12 protein-coding genes and 1 pseudogene are annotated in these 16,706 nt (G+C 58.2%); 4 read left to right on the top strand and 9 right to left on the bottom strand.

The window, feature by feature from the left end:
- Positions 1-24: 24 nt before the first annotated feature.
- From AC0L3A_RS13295 to AC0L3A_RS13255, 9 genes and pseudogenes are all read right to left on the bottom strand, one after another.
- A pseudogene (locus AC0L3A_RS13295) lies at positions 25-725 on the bottom strand (outer membrane protein).
- A 213-nt stretch (positions 726-938) separates the two neighbouring features.
- Entirely contained in the window at positions 939-1,253 is a 315-nt protein-coding gene (locus tag AC0L3A_RS13290; RefSeq protein WP_473254511.1) for a hypothetical protein, read from the bottom strand.
- A gap of 671 nt (positions 1,254-1,924) precedes the next feature.
- Positions 1,925-2,233, bottom strand: coding sequence for a hypothetical protein (locus tag AC0L3A_RS13285; RefSeq protein WP_473254510.1), 309 nt, complete (start codon positions 2,231-2,233; stop codon positions 1,925-1,927).
- A 1,258-nt stretch (positions 2,234-3,491) separates the two neighbouring features.
- A complete protein-coding gene (locus tag AC0L3A_RS13280; protein WP_473254509.1) occupies positions 3,492-4,520 on the bottom strand; it encodes an LLM class flavin-dependent oxidoreductase in 1,029 nt (342 codons plus the stop codon).
- A 216-nt stretch (positions 4,521-4,736) separates the two neighbouring features.
- A complete protein-coding gene (gene hisC / locus AC0L3A_RS13275; RefSeq protein ID WP_473254521.1) occupies positions 4,737-5,813 on the bottom strand; it encodes a histidinol-phosphate transaminase in 1,077 nt (358 codons plus the stop codon).
- Between the two features lie 673 nt (positions 5,814-6,486).
- The gene (locus AC0L3A_RS13270) at positions 6,487-7,599 is read right to left on the bottom strand and encodes a branched-chain amino acid ABC transporter substrate-binding protein (protein ID WP_473254508.1); all 1,113 of its coding nucleotides are present in this window, start codon (positions 7,597-7,599) and stop codon (positions 6,487-6,489) included.
- 656 nt (positions 7,600-8,255) lie between these two features.
- On the bottom strand, positions 8,256-8,978 hold the full coding sequence (locus AC0L3A_RS13265; RefSeq protein ID WP_473254507.1) for a MerR family transcriptional regulator: 723 nt from the start codon (positions 8,976-8,978) through the stop codon (positions 8,256-8,258).
- 115 nt (positions 8,979-9,093) lie between these two features.
- On the bottom strand, positions 9,094-9,297 hold the full coding sequence (locus AC0L3A_RS13260) for a hypothetical protein (protein WP_085348244.1): 204 nt from the start codon (positions 9,295-9,297) through the stop codon (positions 9,094-9,096).
- A 2,286-nt stretch (positions 9,298-11,583) separates the two neighbouring features.
- Entirely contained in the window at positions 11,584-12,528 is a 945-nt protein-coding gene (locus AC0L3A_RS13255) for a LysR family transcriptional regulator (protein WP_473254506.1), read from the bottom strand.
- Between the two features lie 854 nt (positions 12,529-13,382).
- On the opposite strand from AC0L3A_RS13255, the gene AC0L3A_RS13250 reads away from it, so the two are divergent.
- From AC0L3A_RS13250 to nodS, 4 genes are read left to right on the top strand one after another with little or no spacing between them, the layout of a single operon-like run.
- Positions 13,383-14,015, top strand: coding sequence for a NodA family N-acyltransferase (locus tag AC0L3A_RS13250; protein WP_085393966.1), 633 nt, complete (start codon positions 13,383-13,385; stop codon positions 14,013-14,015).
- Entirely contained in the window at positions 14,012-14,671 is a 660-nt protein-coding gene (gene nodB, locus AC0L3A_RS13245) for a chitooligosaccharide deacetylase NodB (protein ID WP_204513564.1), read from the top strand. The genes AC0L3A_RS13250 and nodB overlap by 4 nt, the downstream gene beginning before the upstream one ends.
- A 14-nt stretch (positions 14,672-14,685) precedes the next feature.
- Positions 14,686-16,044, top strand: a complete 1,359-nt coding sequence (nodC, locus tag AC0L3A_RS13240; RefSeq protein ID WP_473254505.1) for a chitooligosaccharide synthase NodC — start codon at positions 14,686-14,688, stop codon at positions 16,042-16,044.
- Between the two features lie 23 nt (positions 16,045-16,067).
- Positions 16,068-16,697: a nodulation methyltransferase NodS gene (nodS, locus tag AC0L3A_RS13235; RefSeq protein WP_473254504.1), complete on the top strand. Its 630-nt coding sequence runs from the start codon at positions 16,068-16,070 to the stop codon at positions 16,695-16,697.
- Positions 16,698-16,706 lie beyond the last annotated feature (9 nt).

Here is a 16,706-nt window from a genome sequence, read left to right as displayed (position 1 = left end):
TCGATCCGCCGATTGAACGGTAGATCAATATTTGAGAAGAATCGGACGGCCGAACTTGTAATTGAGCCGTGCAGTCAGAAGATCCAAATCTTGGCGGACGCGGTCGATCCCACCAGCGGGCTCGGTGAAGCTGACCATGGCAGGCCGCATGAACAGGTGTGCGTACTCGGACCGAACCGACCAATTCGGTGCGAAGCCGTACTCGATACCGGCTGCCAACGCGCCGCCCCAAAGAACGTGTTTGCTTTCTCCACCCAGCTCGCCCGTAGTCCAGATGATTCGAAACGTGTTGCTCGTCACCGCGGCGCCGCTTTGGCCTAAAGCAGTACGTTGTCGAAGCCATAACCGATCTGCCCCTTTACCAGGCCGAACGCATCAATCTTGGTCTAGTTGATATCCAAAAAAGCAGCGCTGGGATTCCATCCGGTCAAATCAGCCCAGTTCCCCTGGCCTTCAAGACCAAGCACGATCTGGCCCATCTGCCATCGATAGCCGATCTGGCCACCCACGCTTCCGCCGGTCGCATCATGACAGCCCTCAGGCTTGCCGCCATCGGAATCCCAGCAACTCGAGCTTGAGGCCAAGCCGCCGTTCATACCAACGTTGTAGCCGCTCCAGTCGTAGATTGCAGCCGCGACAGGCCCCGGAGCTTTGGTGTAGAGAGCTTGGACTGGCAGTCCAGTCAGATCTGCACCGAATGCCGGCGCCGCCGCGCCAAACGCCACGACTCTCTTGTCTTGGCGCCCCCAGCCTCGTGCGTCTTAACAATGTCGGCGAGAACTGCTGTAACTGCATCCCAACCTTAGCGCCTAAAGGAATGTTCGAACCGAACGCTGGGTCAGGTTGCCGCTTTTCAGATCATCTCCAACGACGTTGCATGCTCAGTCGCGTGCGAACACAGTGGCGCTCAGGTGTGGACGAAAACCCGGCTGCTGATCTCAGCGGATGAAGCGCACCGCAAGCCAGATGACCCCCAGCCAAACCGCAACCGAGAAGAGCAAAGCGCTTTGCAACGTCCTTGCGCGTATCCTGTGGCGCCATCTAAGGAGCTGCGATGAGCAACCGGTGAAGCGACGACCGCGTACAACAGCTATCACTTCATCGTAATCTGTGAACCGGAAGTGAGAGCGATGCTTGCGAATATACGCCAGCCGCTCGGTGGGTGAGAGGCACTGTGCCCACACCTCACATGCCTCATCATCAAAACACGCGCTATTTCCGAGTACTTCGGCGAGGCGCTCGTAAGGCTTCATGATGCATCCGCTGTACTAACCATCGCAGGGCGAGTTCTAGGCAGGAAGCCACACCTTCGAAACCTCTCAGTTTAGGTAGGCGAGTTCAGCAAATCGAACTGGGCAAGGAACTATTTGTCACGGTCAGCGCAACGTTGATCCTGATGCGAGATCAAAGCGACGTCGGGGGAGCGTTCTGGATCTCTCTTCTCTTAGCCTGACACAGCTCTGCAGATCAGTTGCGGAGCAGTCCACACGCGGTAATCGTTGCAGGAAAGGAAACTCGTGATGGCGATCGATGTGGTCTGGTCAGAGTGGTGCACTTGTCTCGACGGCATCGTCCCACGCGCTGGCGCAACTGTCGTCAAGCGCTGTTGCCGGGTCGGCAGGCTGCCAGCCGGCCGCATTGAGGTGCAAGGGGACCGCACTCATCCTCTGAGACCGAGGGCCGGAATTACGAGCGATGGTGCCGGAGAAGGTGGCGTACCCATCTTTCCAGGCTTGCCTACTGATGGAACAATCTGTGATGAGAAAGACGCTGCCTTACATGCAGCGCTTGGCGATCTCGAAAAATGGAGGCGATGTCTTCTGGTCGCCGGTTTGAGTGAGTTAACCTAGCCCTTTCGCGGCAAGCGCTCGATGGAGCGGAGCATGCGTCAATGCATCTTGGGATGAGCGCTGGAGATACCGACTTAGCTACGAGCATGCTGAGTGCGGTGCGGTTCGCTGGACATGAACATTTTCATTGCAGAGTCGAGCGATCTGTATGCGCGGTCGCGGACCGCCTGCGGCAAATCAGGAGTTGCACCAATTGCAGCGCGCGCGTCGCCCACGATCTTATCCTTCGCGGCAAGAAGCTTTGCGTCTAACATTATGTGAAGCGTCTCTCGAACATCAGGTGGGATCGAGCTGTCGCCGTCGATCAATTCTCTAAGTTTCCAAAACATACGCTCGACCGCTACCATCGACCCGAGGACTGACATCAGTCTTGGTGACATCATCGGCTATCTCCTTCTGCAGCCAGGTTCTGGCGCGCATCCCAGCGAAATCAGATTTGTTCCGTTTGACACCGGTGCGCGAGCCGAGGCCCGAATAGGCGAAATGACCTGGATACATTTGCCGCTGCTACGGGTGTGAGACGGACGTTCGAGTTATGATCAGGGAAACTCGCAACTGTGCGACTTGCGAGCAAAGCATCTCTCTTCCTATGCTCCGGGCCATAAGCGTGCGGTGGCTCACGTTCAAAACCGAGATGGAGCGTGTGCGCCGCGTTCCATTTGCTACAGGACTTGCTGCAGCCGGGGTGGAACGTTTGGTGGCACGCGTCCGTGCTCTTTCCTTTGTTCACTCGGATCGCTCTGTTGACAAGACCGAATCGACTGAGTGATCCCGGTCACGTAAAGATGGTCATCCGATGTGCAAGTGCTCGGGGCGCCGACGCGTTTTGTGATTGCGTAGGGCATCGAGATCGAGCCTCGCGGTCTTACGTCGGTGTGTTGGTCGTGCGCCACGTTCACCTCGATAAATCTCTTGATTTTCCATTGGCTATCGCGTCGAGCCCAGAGGAGATACCAACGTGAACGCACAGATCATTTCCATGTGCCGCTTCCGTATGTTGATCCATTCTCTCTTACTGTCCTCGTCACTGCACGGCTATGCTGTGCAAACCGTCACCCACCAGCGACCACCGCGTTTCTCCGCACGCAACTTGCCGCGGCGGATCCGAGAGAGCACGGCTTCGGGACTTATGTGATTCGTCGCCGCGAACCGCTGAACAGTGAGGTAGTCATCATCGAGAGGTGGCGGGGTGCTAATGCCGTGCGCAGCCAGCAGAATGCGCAGCGAAGCCAGCTCCGCCAGCACGATCTCGAGCTTACGCGCGATCTCCTCCGTCCGGTCGGAGCGCCGCCGGCACTGCGTCACGACAGGCCCGACCGGGCGATAGGGCACACCTTGAATTTGTGTGAAATGCGATCGACGAACTGGCGCGCCAAAGCGGGATCAGCGTGAGCCAACTCACCTGTCCATGCCGGCCACTGTTCGGTCGATACCAACGCACGCAAAATTAGAGTCAGGGCATTTACTGCCGTTAAGCGCCCTGTTTGGTAATGTAGTCGAACGGATCGCATGCGCGTAATGGCCATTTGAACGATAAGAGTAGCCTGATCGATGCATTCGGCTGCCGTACTCATTGGCCTCGCTGTCGCCATTTATTGCCGGGTCAAGGGCGCAGTTGTTGAAACCGCTGTTGGGTCACCGTCAGCGATCTGCCGCTATGAGCTCGGAGTGAATGGCATTTGCGGTGTTGAGGCAGGCATCCAGTGACAGAGATCCGAAGGCGAGCTGGCAAAGGAGATAGTTGATGCCTGCCTCTTCGACGTGATCGAGAAGAGTTTGGCGCACCGAAGCGCGCGTGCCGACAACGCACAGTTCACTCTCAATTGCGGCATCCAATGTCAGGGGCAGGTTGGACGGAGGCGGGATGTCATTGAGCTCGTACAGGAACTTAAAGCTCTTGAGCCATGTTTCGTAGGCTGGCGCCGCGAGGGAGCGGGCGACGGCTTCAGAGCTGGCAATTACGACCATGCGGAGCAATGCGAGGAATGATGCTGCGCCGCTGGCAACAGGCTTTGCCTCTCGATTAGCGCGATAGACATCGGTTATCTTTCGAACGGCAGAAGAGGGGCCCATGCACGCAAGATTGGCGCCAATTGCCGCAGCCCAGCGGGCTGAATCTGGCCGATTTGTTGCAATCCACGTCGGGGGACAAGGATGCTGGTGAGGTAAAAGCGTCAAAGGGACGTCACTCAGCGCAAAATGCTGCCCTTCGTATGTGAGCGGGCCGCCATTCATCGCCCCAAAGAAGATTCGAGAAGCTTCCTCGTAACGGCTCGAGGCGACATCGGCTCCAACACCAAAATAGCTCAGTTCGATCGGCAGAGAGCCGCGACCAAGGCCGACCTCAACCCTGCCGCCGCTCAGGTGATCCAACATGCAGATCTCCTCGAATGCACGCAGCGGGTGATAGAGATTGAGCAGCATGACCAAAGGACCGACGCGAAGTCGCCGTGTGCGTTGTATGACGCTTGACAGAAACAAATTCGGCGACGGACCCAGTCCATGCGGAGTGCAATGATGCTCCGCCAGATGATAGGCATAGAAACCGAGCCGGTCGTAGGCCTCCGCTAGGATAAGGCGGTCAGCGTATTGCCGGGTGATATTGCGGCCGTCGTCGTCAAGATGATCAAAGATGCCGCAGGTCAGATTTGAGGGAACAACGTTTCTCACTCAGTTATCTCCTATATAGAGAGGACCGGAGTCCGCCGGGTTTCGGGAGTGCAAGAGGCGCTCGCTGGCAATGCGCTGTATTATTGCGAAGCCGTTCACAAAGTTCGTAATGCGGCGACTGGAGAACAACTGACCGAGGGCTCTGTCGCGGAGCTGCATCATGTGTGGGTCCGGATCGATTACGACGGAGATCTGTGAGATGAGTGGAAGGGACCCCTAGCCACGACATCCCACTTTCCTAAGAACGCTGCCGACGGCCGCAAGAAACGCATCCATCTGACGCTTTGTACCGATGCTAACCCGAATGCACTCTTCCAGGCCGGCATCCGGAAAGAAGGCAACAAGGACTCTCTGGTCTTGCAACGCCGCCTGCCACCATCTGCCACCCTGGCCTACCGGCACACGGGCGAGGAGGAAGTTCGCGTGGGAAGGCGTTACAGAGAACCCAAATTCAGAGAGGGCGGCGGCTACGCGCTGGCGCTCAAGCCTGACGTGGCGATGGTTCTCCTCATAGGCGTCGCGATGCGCAAGGACGCTCATCCCCACGGCGTGAGCGACCACATTCATGTTGAAAACGTTCTGCATGTTGCGAAGCCGCCCGATCAGCTCGTGATGGCCGAAACCGAAGCCGACGCGAATGCCAGCGGCCGAATAACTCTTGGAAAATGTGCGCAGCACCAGAAGATTCGAATGGCGCTCAACGAGGCGTAGGCCGTCCTCAGGTGCGAAATCGACGTAAGCTTCGTCCAGTACGATCAATCGGTCAGATCGTGCAACGAGGCGTTCGATCTCAGCGAGCGGAATAAACGTTCCGGTCGGATTGTTCGGATTGGCCAGCAGAATGAACTTGGCCTGTTTAGCCGCACCGAAAAGCAGCTCGTCCATCGGCAAGCAGTCCGGTTCAGACCAGGGAATTTCAATGAAGCGGGCCCCTTGCAACATGGCAAGCTTGCGATTGAATGAAAAACCCGGCGACATCATTGCAACGTGGTCGCCCGGGGCAAGAAAGGCTCTGTAAATCAGGCTGAGGAGTTCAGACGATCCATTGCCAGCGATCACGCGATCAGTTGCTATGCCATACGCAGCTGCGGCCGCTTGCCTCAAGCTGACATTGTCGTCTTCTGGATAGCGGTATTGCAGCTCGAGAGCTGCAATTGCGCTACGCATCACGACGCCTGGCAAAGGAAAGGGGTTCTCGTTCGTGTTTAGTTTCACGCAATTGTTGTCGGTGGTGGGCCGCCCGGACGGTAGAGCATTCAATTCCCGAGCCACCGGCGAGAGCGCGGAAAGCATAGTCTGCAACTTTGCATCCAAAGTGGTGTCTCCCTTTTTGTCGACGAGAGTAGTTGAGGGCGTTCGGCGAGCCTACGTGGGTGCGTGCGCTTTGTTCGGACCCGAGAAGCGCGAGGCCCGCGTGAATGTGAGTGTTGGGAGGCGGACCTGGCTCTAAGGGCCGTACCGGATCAGACTCCGTCTCAAGGTCCGAAAGCGATCAGCACGGATCAGGCGTCGCACGGCGTTTTCCGAGCCAATACCTGCTTCCAGGAAAGGGATGGAAGGCCACGTCCCTCGACCGAACAGCGCAGCTAACGATTGGCTCGAACTCGCGCAATCCGCAGACGGACTGCGCGTGACTGACATCGTTTCACGACGTACGTTCGTTCTAAAGAGGTCCTGACAGCTCTCTCCCGAGAGCGAGGCGGGCATCAAGTTCACTGGCTGGAAAAAGACACCGGTCTTCGTCGGCCTTACGAATGTGGATGTGATGCTCACTGCAGTGGCACCAGACGAATGGGAACGTACTCTTCGGGCGGCCCTGCGGGCGCGCACGATAGCTGTGATAGCATTGCTGCGAGGGTGAGAAATGCTGCGACTGCGGCGATTGCGAGGCACGTGAGCAGCGCGTAATCGATATATCGAGGATGGTTCATCATTCGAACGCTTCGTACGGTGTTGGCACGGGCGGTCAGTTCTGCTCGACCGCTTCGACGGTATTGTCGCGCCAGCGGTAAACGATGAAGTCAGGAGCGGCATTGTCTCCCCTGGAGTCGAATCTAACAGTGCCAATAGCCGTGTCGATTGACTCGGAGCGGAGGGCCACAGCAACCCGCATAGCATCGAAGGTGCCGGCCCGTTTGACGAAGTCGGCCCATGCTTGGACCGCGGCATAAGCGTAGAGCGTGTAACCTGCGGCGGTTAGGCTCGAACCCTTGAGCTTGGCGACAGCAGCTGCGCCTGCAGCATTCTTCGTCGGGTCCGGCATAAAGGTAAAGAGCGTGCCGTTCGCGGCCTCGCCGGCAATGGCCCAAAAGTCGGTTGTCATCAGCGGATCGTTGGCGATCACGGTCAGACGTGCGCCCGCCTCCGCGGCTTGACGCACGATCAGGCCGATCTCGTTGTAATAGCCGCCGATATAGACGAGCTGGATTCCCTCTCGCTTCAGTCGCGAAACGAGAGCGGTATAATCCTTCTCGCCTGCAACATAGCTTTGTCGAACGGGATGCTCGCCGGCTGCACGAAGGCGCGATTCAACGATATCGGCGATACCCCTGCCTGCTGTGCTCTTGTCGTCGAGGACTGCGAGCTTTGCACCTTGGTGATGCCGCGCGATGTATTCGGCGGCAACTCTGCCTTGCTGGTCATCGCGGCCGCAAATCCGAAACAGGGTCGTTAGGCCACGCTCTGTCAGACGGGGATTGGTGGACCCAGGTGAAATCTGAATTACCTCGGCTTCGGCGTATATGTCTGAAGCCGGAATCGACGAAGATGAACAGAAGTGACCAACGACGAGCTTGATTCCGTCAGTTGTCAGGCGATTGGCAACAGCGACAGCCTGCTTGGGATCGCATGCGTCGTCGGCGATTCTCAATATGAGCCTCGTGTCAGGCAGCAGACCCGAAGCATTTATCGAATCCACAGCTGCGGCCGCTCCATCGCGTATCTGCGCGCCGAGCGCCGCAGTGCTTCCCGTCATCGGACCCGCTATGGCAATGTAAACATCTTTTGCCCTGGCGCTCGAGCTCAGGGCCACGGAAAGGAGCGCAGCAGCTGCAAGCCTGTGAATGCGAAGGATCGTCATATATGACTCCCGGTGTCTCGCGAGACGACTTGGTCTGCTTCGCCATTCTGGTGTGACGCGGCGGCCAACAATCTGGCGCAATGATGTTTGGAGCGAACTCAGGTTGCGTACGAATAGGCTCAGGTTGTTGCCAGGTTGGGCCATAAGCTTCGGGCGGGCACGGACGAGCAGACGTTCCGACACTGGTCAGGAGAAGCGGTCGTCTAGGGGCTGACAGGACCAATATCGAACATTCTGCTGATACCCGGTAGATTCGCCAGTCTCCCGTGCTCGACAGGCGTGTGCCGAGCAGGCGCTTGGAAGGGGCGTACGACCATCCATCGACTTGTTCTCGTCGAGAACTCTCACCGAGAACTTCCGAAACTAATGCCGATCAAAGGAGTCTCCCTCGGTTTAACCGGCGCTCTGTCTGTCGCCCCGTCGCTGCGTCGATGCTTTAGAAGGTACAATGTGACGCTACGTACGAATCAAGTACTTCGAAGCGTGCTCGTTGGGGTTGATTGCCAAGATCGACAGAGCGAAAGAGCGAAAGACCCAACCGACAACGCAGAGTCCGAGGCGACTGCTAGGGACAAACCATCCGCGGTCAGACAGGATCACCATCACCTCATCCGGTCTAGAGACATTTCAGTAATAGGGCGTCGCAACGGGTGCGCTCAAGTCTTTCCCAGCTGGTCCTCCAGCGCGGCGAGGGCGAGATCGAGGTATCGCATGAGGCTCGCATCCCAGCCGGCGAGATTGTGTGGTTCGGTCAATCGCGTCAGCACCTTAAGTATCATCGAGACCGTCGAATCAACCCCTGCGATCTCAGTCAGCAGCGAACGGGCCTGACGCGCGATTGCATTTGCCCGCTCGCAGCACGGAGGCTCACCCTGGTCCATGCAGCTTCGTAGCTCGTCCCGAATCTTTCGCCACCGATCTTCGCGGCTAGCGTTAGAGGCGCACGTGCAGATGGCAGAGGGGGTACTACGCTCCTCAATCCGCGACATGGCATCTAGCGTGGCCGGCAGCCCGTCGACACTGACTTCTGTCTCACCTTGCGTCGTCATAGTGCGCAATCGATCCCGTAATAATGTCGCGCGCGCGACTTGAAGCTCAATCCGCTCCAGATGGTTTCGCAACAGGTCCGTGAGAGATGTCCGCCCCTCGATCGCCTTGCGGATCTCAGGAAGCGAGAAGCCGAGCTCACGTAGAGCACGAATCTGGGAGACGCGTTGTAGGCTTTCCCGATCGTACATGCGGTGACCGCCACAGGTACGTTCCGACACCGTCAATAACCCGGTATGTTCGTAATGATGCAGAGTGCGTACGGTTACACCGGTCGCCTCTGCAAGTTCTCCAATACGCCATCGGCGCCGTCGTGGTATCGCGTTTGTCATGATCCTCAATTTGCAAGCCTACAACCTGACGTCACGTGAGAATCAAGTTATTTCAATGATCTAGATGATGCGTCTCTTGCTGCAGGCCCCAGAAGGTTAGAGTGCATGCCGGTGCTCAAGCGGCCGAGACAAGTGCAAGCATCAAGTACGCGAGCGACGCCAATTCGTCCCGCGCTGCGCGTTGCATCACCAGTCTGGCGATCGCCACGCGATTCTCGCTAGTTCGCATGCATGACGGTAAAGACGCGATCGCTTGATCGAACAGCCTTCCCAAGCTCGCGAGATCATCGGGATCGTAGACTCCGCTCGGCTTTTCCAACAGAAACCTCCTTTGGTGATTGCACTCGCGCCGCACGTGACGAAGCCGTTTGGCTGTGGTGGGGCAAAAAGGAGACGGAGCGGCGACGTGCGTGAAAGAATGTGACAGGTGCGTCCACGTGATGCCGTTGTGCAACAGGGCGTTTGCTTCCTCTGCCCGACAGTGCGCTAATCCAAAGTGTGCAATGCCTCCTCGATCCTGCAGCAGCGGTGGCTATTCTGCGGCCTGATCATCAGGAAAGCGAAAGCATGTGCGTGACAGCCCGCTGAGACACGGCCTCCCGAAACGGCGAACCTAGACATAGCACTGATCTCATCGGATGGCTCTCTTTCAGTCGCAATCCTTGCCGTGACGTCTATCACCTAGGCGCGCGGCGCGGTTGATTGGGTTGATCATCGCGGATCAATCGCACCAGCAGTCGTGGCGCGGCGGCGGGCTTGGCGCCTATCAGCTTTTTCGATCGTCCGCTAGCCCCGTTGTGGCACTGTGGGATCAAAGGCGTTGCTGGCGTGATCGCTGCCCAGGTTTTGAGTGCCGGAAGATGATGGCTGCTCTTCAACTGCGCAGGTCCGCCGCCGTGAACGTCGGGAGTATGACGGAAGGCGAGCTCAAGACCATTCGTGAAGGCTTCATCTCAACGCAGGTTCACCTCAAGCGTCTGGCAAAACGTTGCTCGCAATTAAGGACCGGGTCTTCGAATGATCGTGCCATATCCGTTGCATGTGGCGGCACTCAAACGCGTCTACGGCCGCCCCAGGCGCCACGCGCTCACGCCCGGGGAAAGCCTTGGCATAACTAATACAGCAATAACTTGCGTGTTTAGGCTTGCGCCGGCTCGGTGTCGCGGAGCGCAGTACATCGGACGGCCCTCGGCAGATGTAATCCACCCGAAGTGCAAGGATTCCTAGCGACACTGCCTTTGCAGAATCACTTGGCAAGCCTTTGGTAGCCTCGCTATACGGCAGAGATGCTGTAGCTTGGTGGAGGAGTTTAATGCGCGTCTTAAGACCGTGCTCAAGTCAAAGCGACTCCCCAGATCGGGGGGGCAGTGTCTGGCGGATTCGCCGTAAGAATCCCATCGAACACAAGGCTCGACGGCGAGCTGTCGCGGTATTGGCTTGCTCGTCCGGCCGCTCACTCACTCAATTCCAGCCTCTAACAGTATCGCTTTGGCAAGCGCGCTGGACATATATGCTTCGAGTAAGATAGGCAAATCATCTTGCCGCAGCAAAGGAGCCCTTCGGGGATAGCGGTGCGAGGCAGCAGCTCGAGATGGACGGCGGTGGCGCGGTGTGAGTCACGCCGCGATCTTTCGAAAAACACGATTGTTGCGACGTCGGAAAGAAGGACCCCGCGCCGATGATCCGATTTGGCTCGGGTGAACATGTCGGCCGAAATGATCGAAAGCTGGAGGAGGAGCAGGCTTGGCGAGTGGGAGCGGCGAGCGCTTACGCGGCCGCACCTTGGCACAGTTGCGGTCCTCTCATCATGAACACTCCTCACCGCAACACGCGCGCAGCCGGATAAGTGCCGCCAGCTGATGTCACTTGATCCGGGTTGATCCTGCGGTCTGCAAGCTTGCAGTTGCACTCGATCACGCGGCATCGCGCGCATCGAGAGGAAGATAAGCGCCGTCGAGAGAGGAAGTGTTCCGAATTTCCATTGTGACATTGTGCAAAGACACGCAGTCTTCCCTGCCCATGCGGGTTTGCGCGAGCTGACGGTTGGCTTTGGGGGGGGCCGATCGTGGGCGGCGTTTGCGTTCAGCTTTCATGTTGATTCGACCTGAACGAGCAGGAAGCGCCTCTGCCGGTCATCAGCCATTTGTATCTAGTGGCGCGCTTCGGGACTAGCTCCATCGCTGTTGAAGGCAATGAGATCCACCAGTTCAGGCAAACAGCGATGCGGGTTCGCTACCAGGTGAAGCCTGCAACTTCGATCGCAGGTGCTGACCTTGAACCTGACGCGGCGTGCGATTCAAGCGAGTTTGGTGCTGAGGGCGAACATTGTTCGCCGGACACGCCACATAATTTTTGCGTACTCTGAAGCTGGCGCATGCACCTGTGATGCGGTCCCGTCCGAATCAGCGGAAAGTCCTTAGCCGCCAAGCAAGCTGTGTGATGCGCAGGATCGTCACGGCACCGCGAGTCAATCGGCTGCCACCCGACCAAACTACGCTTAAGCGCGCTTTTTTTCACTATGCCAAACGTCAATCAGAGGACCGGGGGCTTCGGGCCTGGCGTAAGTCCGGTTAGCGGGAGCAGGCCGCAACCGGCCCGAACAGTCCTAGGACGGCCCGTGACATTGGCTGATCTCGGACGGAGAGACCATCGTGGATGCCTGCTGAAAGAATATGTTGCGCAACCACATGCTTGCAGGATCAGTATTATGAATGGCGGGCCATTGGACGGCCTCTGTGAATGTGAGAAGTCGCAGGGGAGGTTCGATAACCCGCAGCGGCATCGTCTGTGCGAAATGGCTGACCAATCTTGAGGGCATGCTCGCTATACGGTTGGTGCCCAATAACATAGGCGGAATCATGCCAAAACCTTGCACCGCGACCTCGGTGCGTATCTTGAAACCATGCTCGAGCAAGAGCCATTCGTGGAAGGAGGGCCTCAGGGAGCGCCCGAACTGGGCTTCCACGTGCCCGATCGAGATGTATTTCTCGAACGTGAGACGCGATGCTAGCTGCTTGTTCATGGGGCACCCCACGCAGACGAAAGTGTCCTCGAACAGAGCCGCCTTCGGATGCGCGCTCGACATGAACATCTGCGGATACATGAGAAAATCGACTTCACCGCGCCGGAGAAGCTCATCAGGTTCCTCTGCGGGCGGCAGCAACTCGAAACTGATTGTTGGCGCTTCCCGCGCGACTCGGTCCACGACCCCTCGAAGAAACACGACAGTCATGAAGTCGGACAGGATGATCCTAAATCGCCGATTCGATTGAGACGGATCGAAGCCGTCTGGAGAAATAATTGAGAGCTGAATGTGAGCGAGAGCCTCGCGAACCGGGGCTGCGAGCGCTTCAGCCCGCGGCGTTGGGACAAGCTTCCGTCCTTTCATGGTGAATAGCTCATCGCGAAAGTAAGTGCGAAGCCGCGCGACGGCGGCACTCATCGCAGGTTGACTGAGGTTGATGCTTCTTGCCGCCGTAGTGAGATTGCCTTGCGTCACCAGGGCGTCGAACGCGACGAGGAGATTCAGATCAAGGCCCTTGAAACGCATAATCCTGAGCGATCCACGCTGTGAATGTGTTCTATCGATACAATCGATTTTACCGTTTGTACCGAATGAGGATAGCAAACGATAGTTTAGCGAGATGTCAGATCCATCATAATGGTTACAAATCGTTGCGCGTCTCAGCCCAGCGCTAGGTATCAATCAAGACGTCTCGATCGTGCGGTCGCAGTTTCGCGCGTGTTGCGCAAGCCATATTCCGGTGAGCTAGCACGATCGGAATCCGCAAAGTTGCGTGGGCGTATACGACGAGCAAACCATCGTATGGCTTCGCCAACCCATTCTATATCCACCGTGTACCGCCGTAGAATTGAGCGAACCCTCAACCACGCCGTAGATTGCCGTCCGGTCGCACCCCTCCGGTTGCGGGTGCCAAATGTGCCTTGGTCGCATCCGAATGGGTTGCGTCCTTGCGGCGGTGAAATCGTGCGGAACATGCAAGCGAAGGCGTCCTTGGCGAATCTGATGAAAGTTGCGCACACGCGCGATGTGGTCGCGATTAGGAATGCAGATCAGTCAGTGCGTGAAGCTCTGACGGATATGGTGTTTTCCGCAGGTTACGTGCCTGAACCATTCGCGAGCGCAGAGGGGTTCTCGAAATCAGACCGCCGTTCGATCACGTCGTGCTTGAGCGCGGACATGCACTCGAGCGCGATGAGTGGCCTCGAGCTCTTCGATCATCTGGTTGCATCCGGAGGCGCGAGTCCCACTATTCTGCTCACAGGCCACTCCGAACACGATGTCAGGCGAGGCCCTGGACTCCAGTTCATGAGCAAGCCTTTCGAAGGTAGCGAACTGCTGGCCTGCGTCAGCAGCCAGATAGCGAACAGGAATGACGCCCTATGAACATGATCGCGCCCGAATCCACACGAGGTGTTTCGGCGCGCCCTCCAGTCCGTTGGAGGTTGTGCTGGGAGAATGACCTTGAACTTGCTGACCATATTGAATTATCCGACTTCTTCCGGAAGACCTATGGTCCGACCGGGGAGTTCAATGCAAAGCCGTTTGAAGGTCATCGAAGCTGGGCCGGCGCAAGGCCCGAGATTCGGGCAATCGGCTACGATGATCGTGGCATTGCGATTCACATCGCCGCACTGCGCCGCTTCATAAAAGTTGGCGAGACCGATCTGCTCGTGGCTGAACTCGGATTGTACGGGGTACGCCCGGATCTGGAGGGGCTCGGAATCACCCACTCCATCCGTGTGATGTATCCTGTATTGCGAGATCTTGGCGTGCCGTTCGGCTTTGGCACGGTCCGATCTGCCCTGCAGAAACATATCACCAGGCTGCTCGGGCGACAGGGATTGGCGACTATTCTGCCAGGGCTCCGGGTCCGGTCCGCTCGTCCGGACATCTACCTCACTGTGCCTCCGACGCGCGTGGAGGACGTGGTCGGCCTCGTTCTGCCGATTGCGAGACCCATGAGCGAATGGCCGGCCGGTGAGATGATCGAACGGAACGGGCCAGAACTGTGAGCTCCACAAACGACTTGACTGAAGCGCGGAGCGACTACGCCGAGGCCGGCGGTGAGCCCTGCGTCTATCTGAGCTTTGATGATGGTCCCAACCCGCTTTGCACGCCGGCTATCCTGGATGTGCTGGCGCAGCATCGGACGCCCGCCACCTTCTGCGTGATCGGTGCATACGCGGCGGCCCAGCCGCAGCTGATCCAGCGCATCATTGCAGAAGGGCACGAGGTCGCAAACCACACAATGACGCACCCGGACTTGGCCAATTGCATAGCGGATGAGGTGGAATACGAGATCCTCACGACGAATAAGGTCATCGGAATGGCCTGCCCCGGAGCCTCTGTGCGGCACATGCGTGCGCCGTACGGGATCTGGAGCAAGGAAGCCTTCGCCGCGTCGGCGAAGGCCGAACTGGCAGCCCTGCACTGGTCAGTCGACCCGCAAGACTGGTCTCGTCCCGGCGTCGAGGCGATTGTTGCCGCGGTGCTGGCCTCCGTCCGGCCGGGTGCAATCGTGCTCCTGCACGACGGATGCCCTCCCGACGAGTTGGGACGCTGCCCTCATGCTGGTCGGCGCGACCAGACTGTGACGGCGCTCGCCCAACTCATTCCAGCACTGCATGACCGTGGATTTGCAATCCGGTCGCTTCCTCAACCTCACTGAATAGATCGATTCCCATGAGCCTGCTTGCCACCATCAGCACCGCTGCTGTTGCCTCCTACGCGTTGCTCTCCAGCGTCCACAAGAGCGCGCAGGCGCTTTATGCGCTGCGAAGCGACGCTCCACTGCCACCGTGCGACCCGGTCGACGCCGATGCTCTGCCCAGCGTCGATGTCATCGTGCCCTGCTTCAACGAGGACCCGCGCACGCTGGCGGCCTGCCTGAAGTCTATCGCAAGTCAGGATTACCCAGGGCGATTGCAGGTCTACGTGGTCGACGACGGCTCTGCAAATGTCGGCGCAGTGGCCGCGGTCCACGCGAGCTACGCGTATGACCCGAGATTCACCATCATTCTGCTGCCAAGCAATGTTGGAAAACGCAAGGCGCAGATCGCAGCGATTCGCCGCTCATTCGGCGATCTCGTGCTCAACGTCGACTCCGACACGGAAATCGACAGCGACGTGGTCAGCAAGCTCGTGCGCAAGATGCAGAATCCTGCCGTCGGCGCGGCCATGGGCCAATTGAAGGCCAGCAACCGAAACGACAGCTGGCTGACCCGATTGATCGACATGGAGTACTGGTTGGCTTGCAACGAGGAGCGCGCGGCACAGACGCGCTTTGGCGCCGTCATGTGCTGCTGCGGGCCGTGCGCCATGTACCGCCGCTCCGCGCTGCTGCTGCTGCTCGAGCAATACGAGACGCAGTTCTTCCGGGGAAAACCTAGCGACTTCGGTGAGGACCGTCATCTGACCATCCTCATGCTCAAGGCAGGGTTCCGAACCGAGTACGTTCCGGACGCCATCGCCGCCACGGTGGTCCCGGACACGCTCTTGCCGTATCTGCGCCAGCAGCTCCGTTGGGCACGCAGCACCTACCGCGACACCCTGCTCGGTTTGCACCTGCTGCCCGGCCTCGATCGGTACCTCACGCTCGACGTGGTTGGACAGAACCTAGGGCCGCTGCTGCTCGCAATCTCATCGATTGCCGCGCTCGCTCAGCTTGCGCTCACTGGCACCGTGCCCTGGTGGACCGGTCTGACCATCATTGCGATGACGATGATAAGATGCAGCGTGGCAGCCGTTCGTGCCGGTGAGCTTCGATTTCTCGGCTTCTCGCTGCACACCCCCATCAACATCTTCCTACTGCTCCCGATGAAAGCCTATGCGCTCTGTACCTTGAGCAACAGCGATTGGCTCTCTCGCAAAGTAGCGAAATCACCAGACGTTGATGAATCGAAGGGCTCGACCGAAGACGCGACAACTGGACCAGGCCTTAACCCCGGATCGGAAATGCCTGGCGCACTTCGCAGGGCAGGTCTTTCGCGCGCTCCATCGCAGCTGATCGCGCCGGATGGCATTGCGGCCGAGACTGAGTGAGCAGCTTTGTAGGAGATTAGGTCGTGAACGTGCATCAGACATATCAATCGTTGGAACGGGAGCTGTCTAATGAGGATCCGTGGCGGCTCGACGACAATCCGTTCGAACGTGAGCGTCACACCCAATTGCTGCGGCTGTCGCTGTCGAACAGCGCCGTCTCAAATGGCCTCGAAATCGGGTGCGCGGCCGGTGCGTTTACAGAGAAGCTTGCTCCTCACTGCAAACGGCTCACGGTCATCGATGTTATGCCGCGAGCGATCGGTCGAGCGGTCCAGCGGACCAAGAGGTGGTCGCATATCAGCTGGGCGGCGACTGACATTCTGCAGTTCTCGGCCGCAGAGCGGTTCGATCTGATCGTGGTCGCCGAAGTTCTCTATTATCTCGAAGACATGACACAAATGCGTACTGCAGTCGACAACATGGTCAAGATGCTTGCTCCGGGTGGTCGTCTGGTCTTCGGATCTGCACGTGATGCGACCTGCAAGCGATGGGGGCATGTCGCTGGCGCCGAGACGGTCATCACGATTTTGACTGAAGCGCTCATTGAGGTCGAACGCGTGCAGTGCCAGGGGCAGTCGGCTGACGAAGACTGCCTTTTGGTCCGCTTTCGGAATCCGGAGCCATCTTCGATCCCACCCAACGGCCGAGGCTGAGAGGAGCCA

It is taken from the genome of Bradyrhizobium sp. MI1.3 (assembly GCF_055811695.1).
The sequence above is the reverse complement of the archived record's forward strand: the minus strand, read 5'-3'. Positions and strand labels throughout refer to the sequence as shown.

Coding starts and splice junctions, on each gene's coding strand:
- AC0L3A_RS13255 (WP_473254506.1), bottom strand. CDS start 12,528: ATGCGTTTCAAGGGCCTTGATCTGAATCTCCTCGTCGCGTTCGACGCC.
- AC0L3A_RS13285 (WP_473254510.1), bottom strand. CDS start 2,233: ATGATGTCACCAAGACTGATGTCAGTCCTCGGGTCGATGGTAGCGGTC.
- AC0L3A_RS13270 (WP_473254508.1), bottom strand. CDS start 7,599: ATGACGATCCTTCGCATTCACAGGCTTGCAGCTGCTGCGCTCCTTTCC.
- AC0L3A_RS13250 (WP_085393966.1), top strand. CDS start 13,383: ATGAACATGATCGCGCCCGAATCCACACGAGGTGTTTCGGCGCGCCCT.
- AC0L3A_RS13290 (WP_473254511.1), bottom strand. CDS start 1,253: ATGAAGCCTTACGAGCGCCTCGCCGAAGTACTCGGAAATAGCGCGTGT.
- nodC (WP_473254505.1), top strand. CDS start 14,686: ATGAGCCTGCTTGCCACCATCAGCACCGCTGCTGTTGCCTCCTACGCG.
- AC0L3A_RS13265 (WP_473254507.1), bottom strand. CDS start 8,978: ATGACAAACGCGATACCACGACGGCGCCGATGGCGTATTGGAGAACTT.
- hisC (WP_473254521.1), bottom strand. CDS start 5,813: ATGCTTTCCGCGCTCTCGCCGGTGGCTCGGGAATTGAATGCTCTACCG.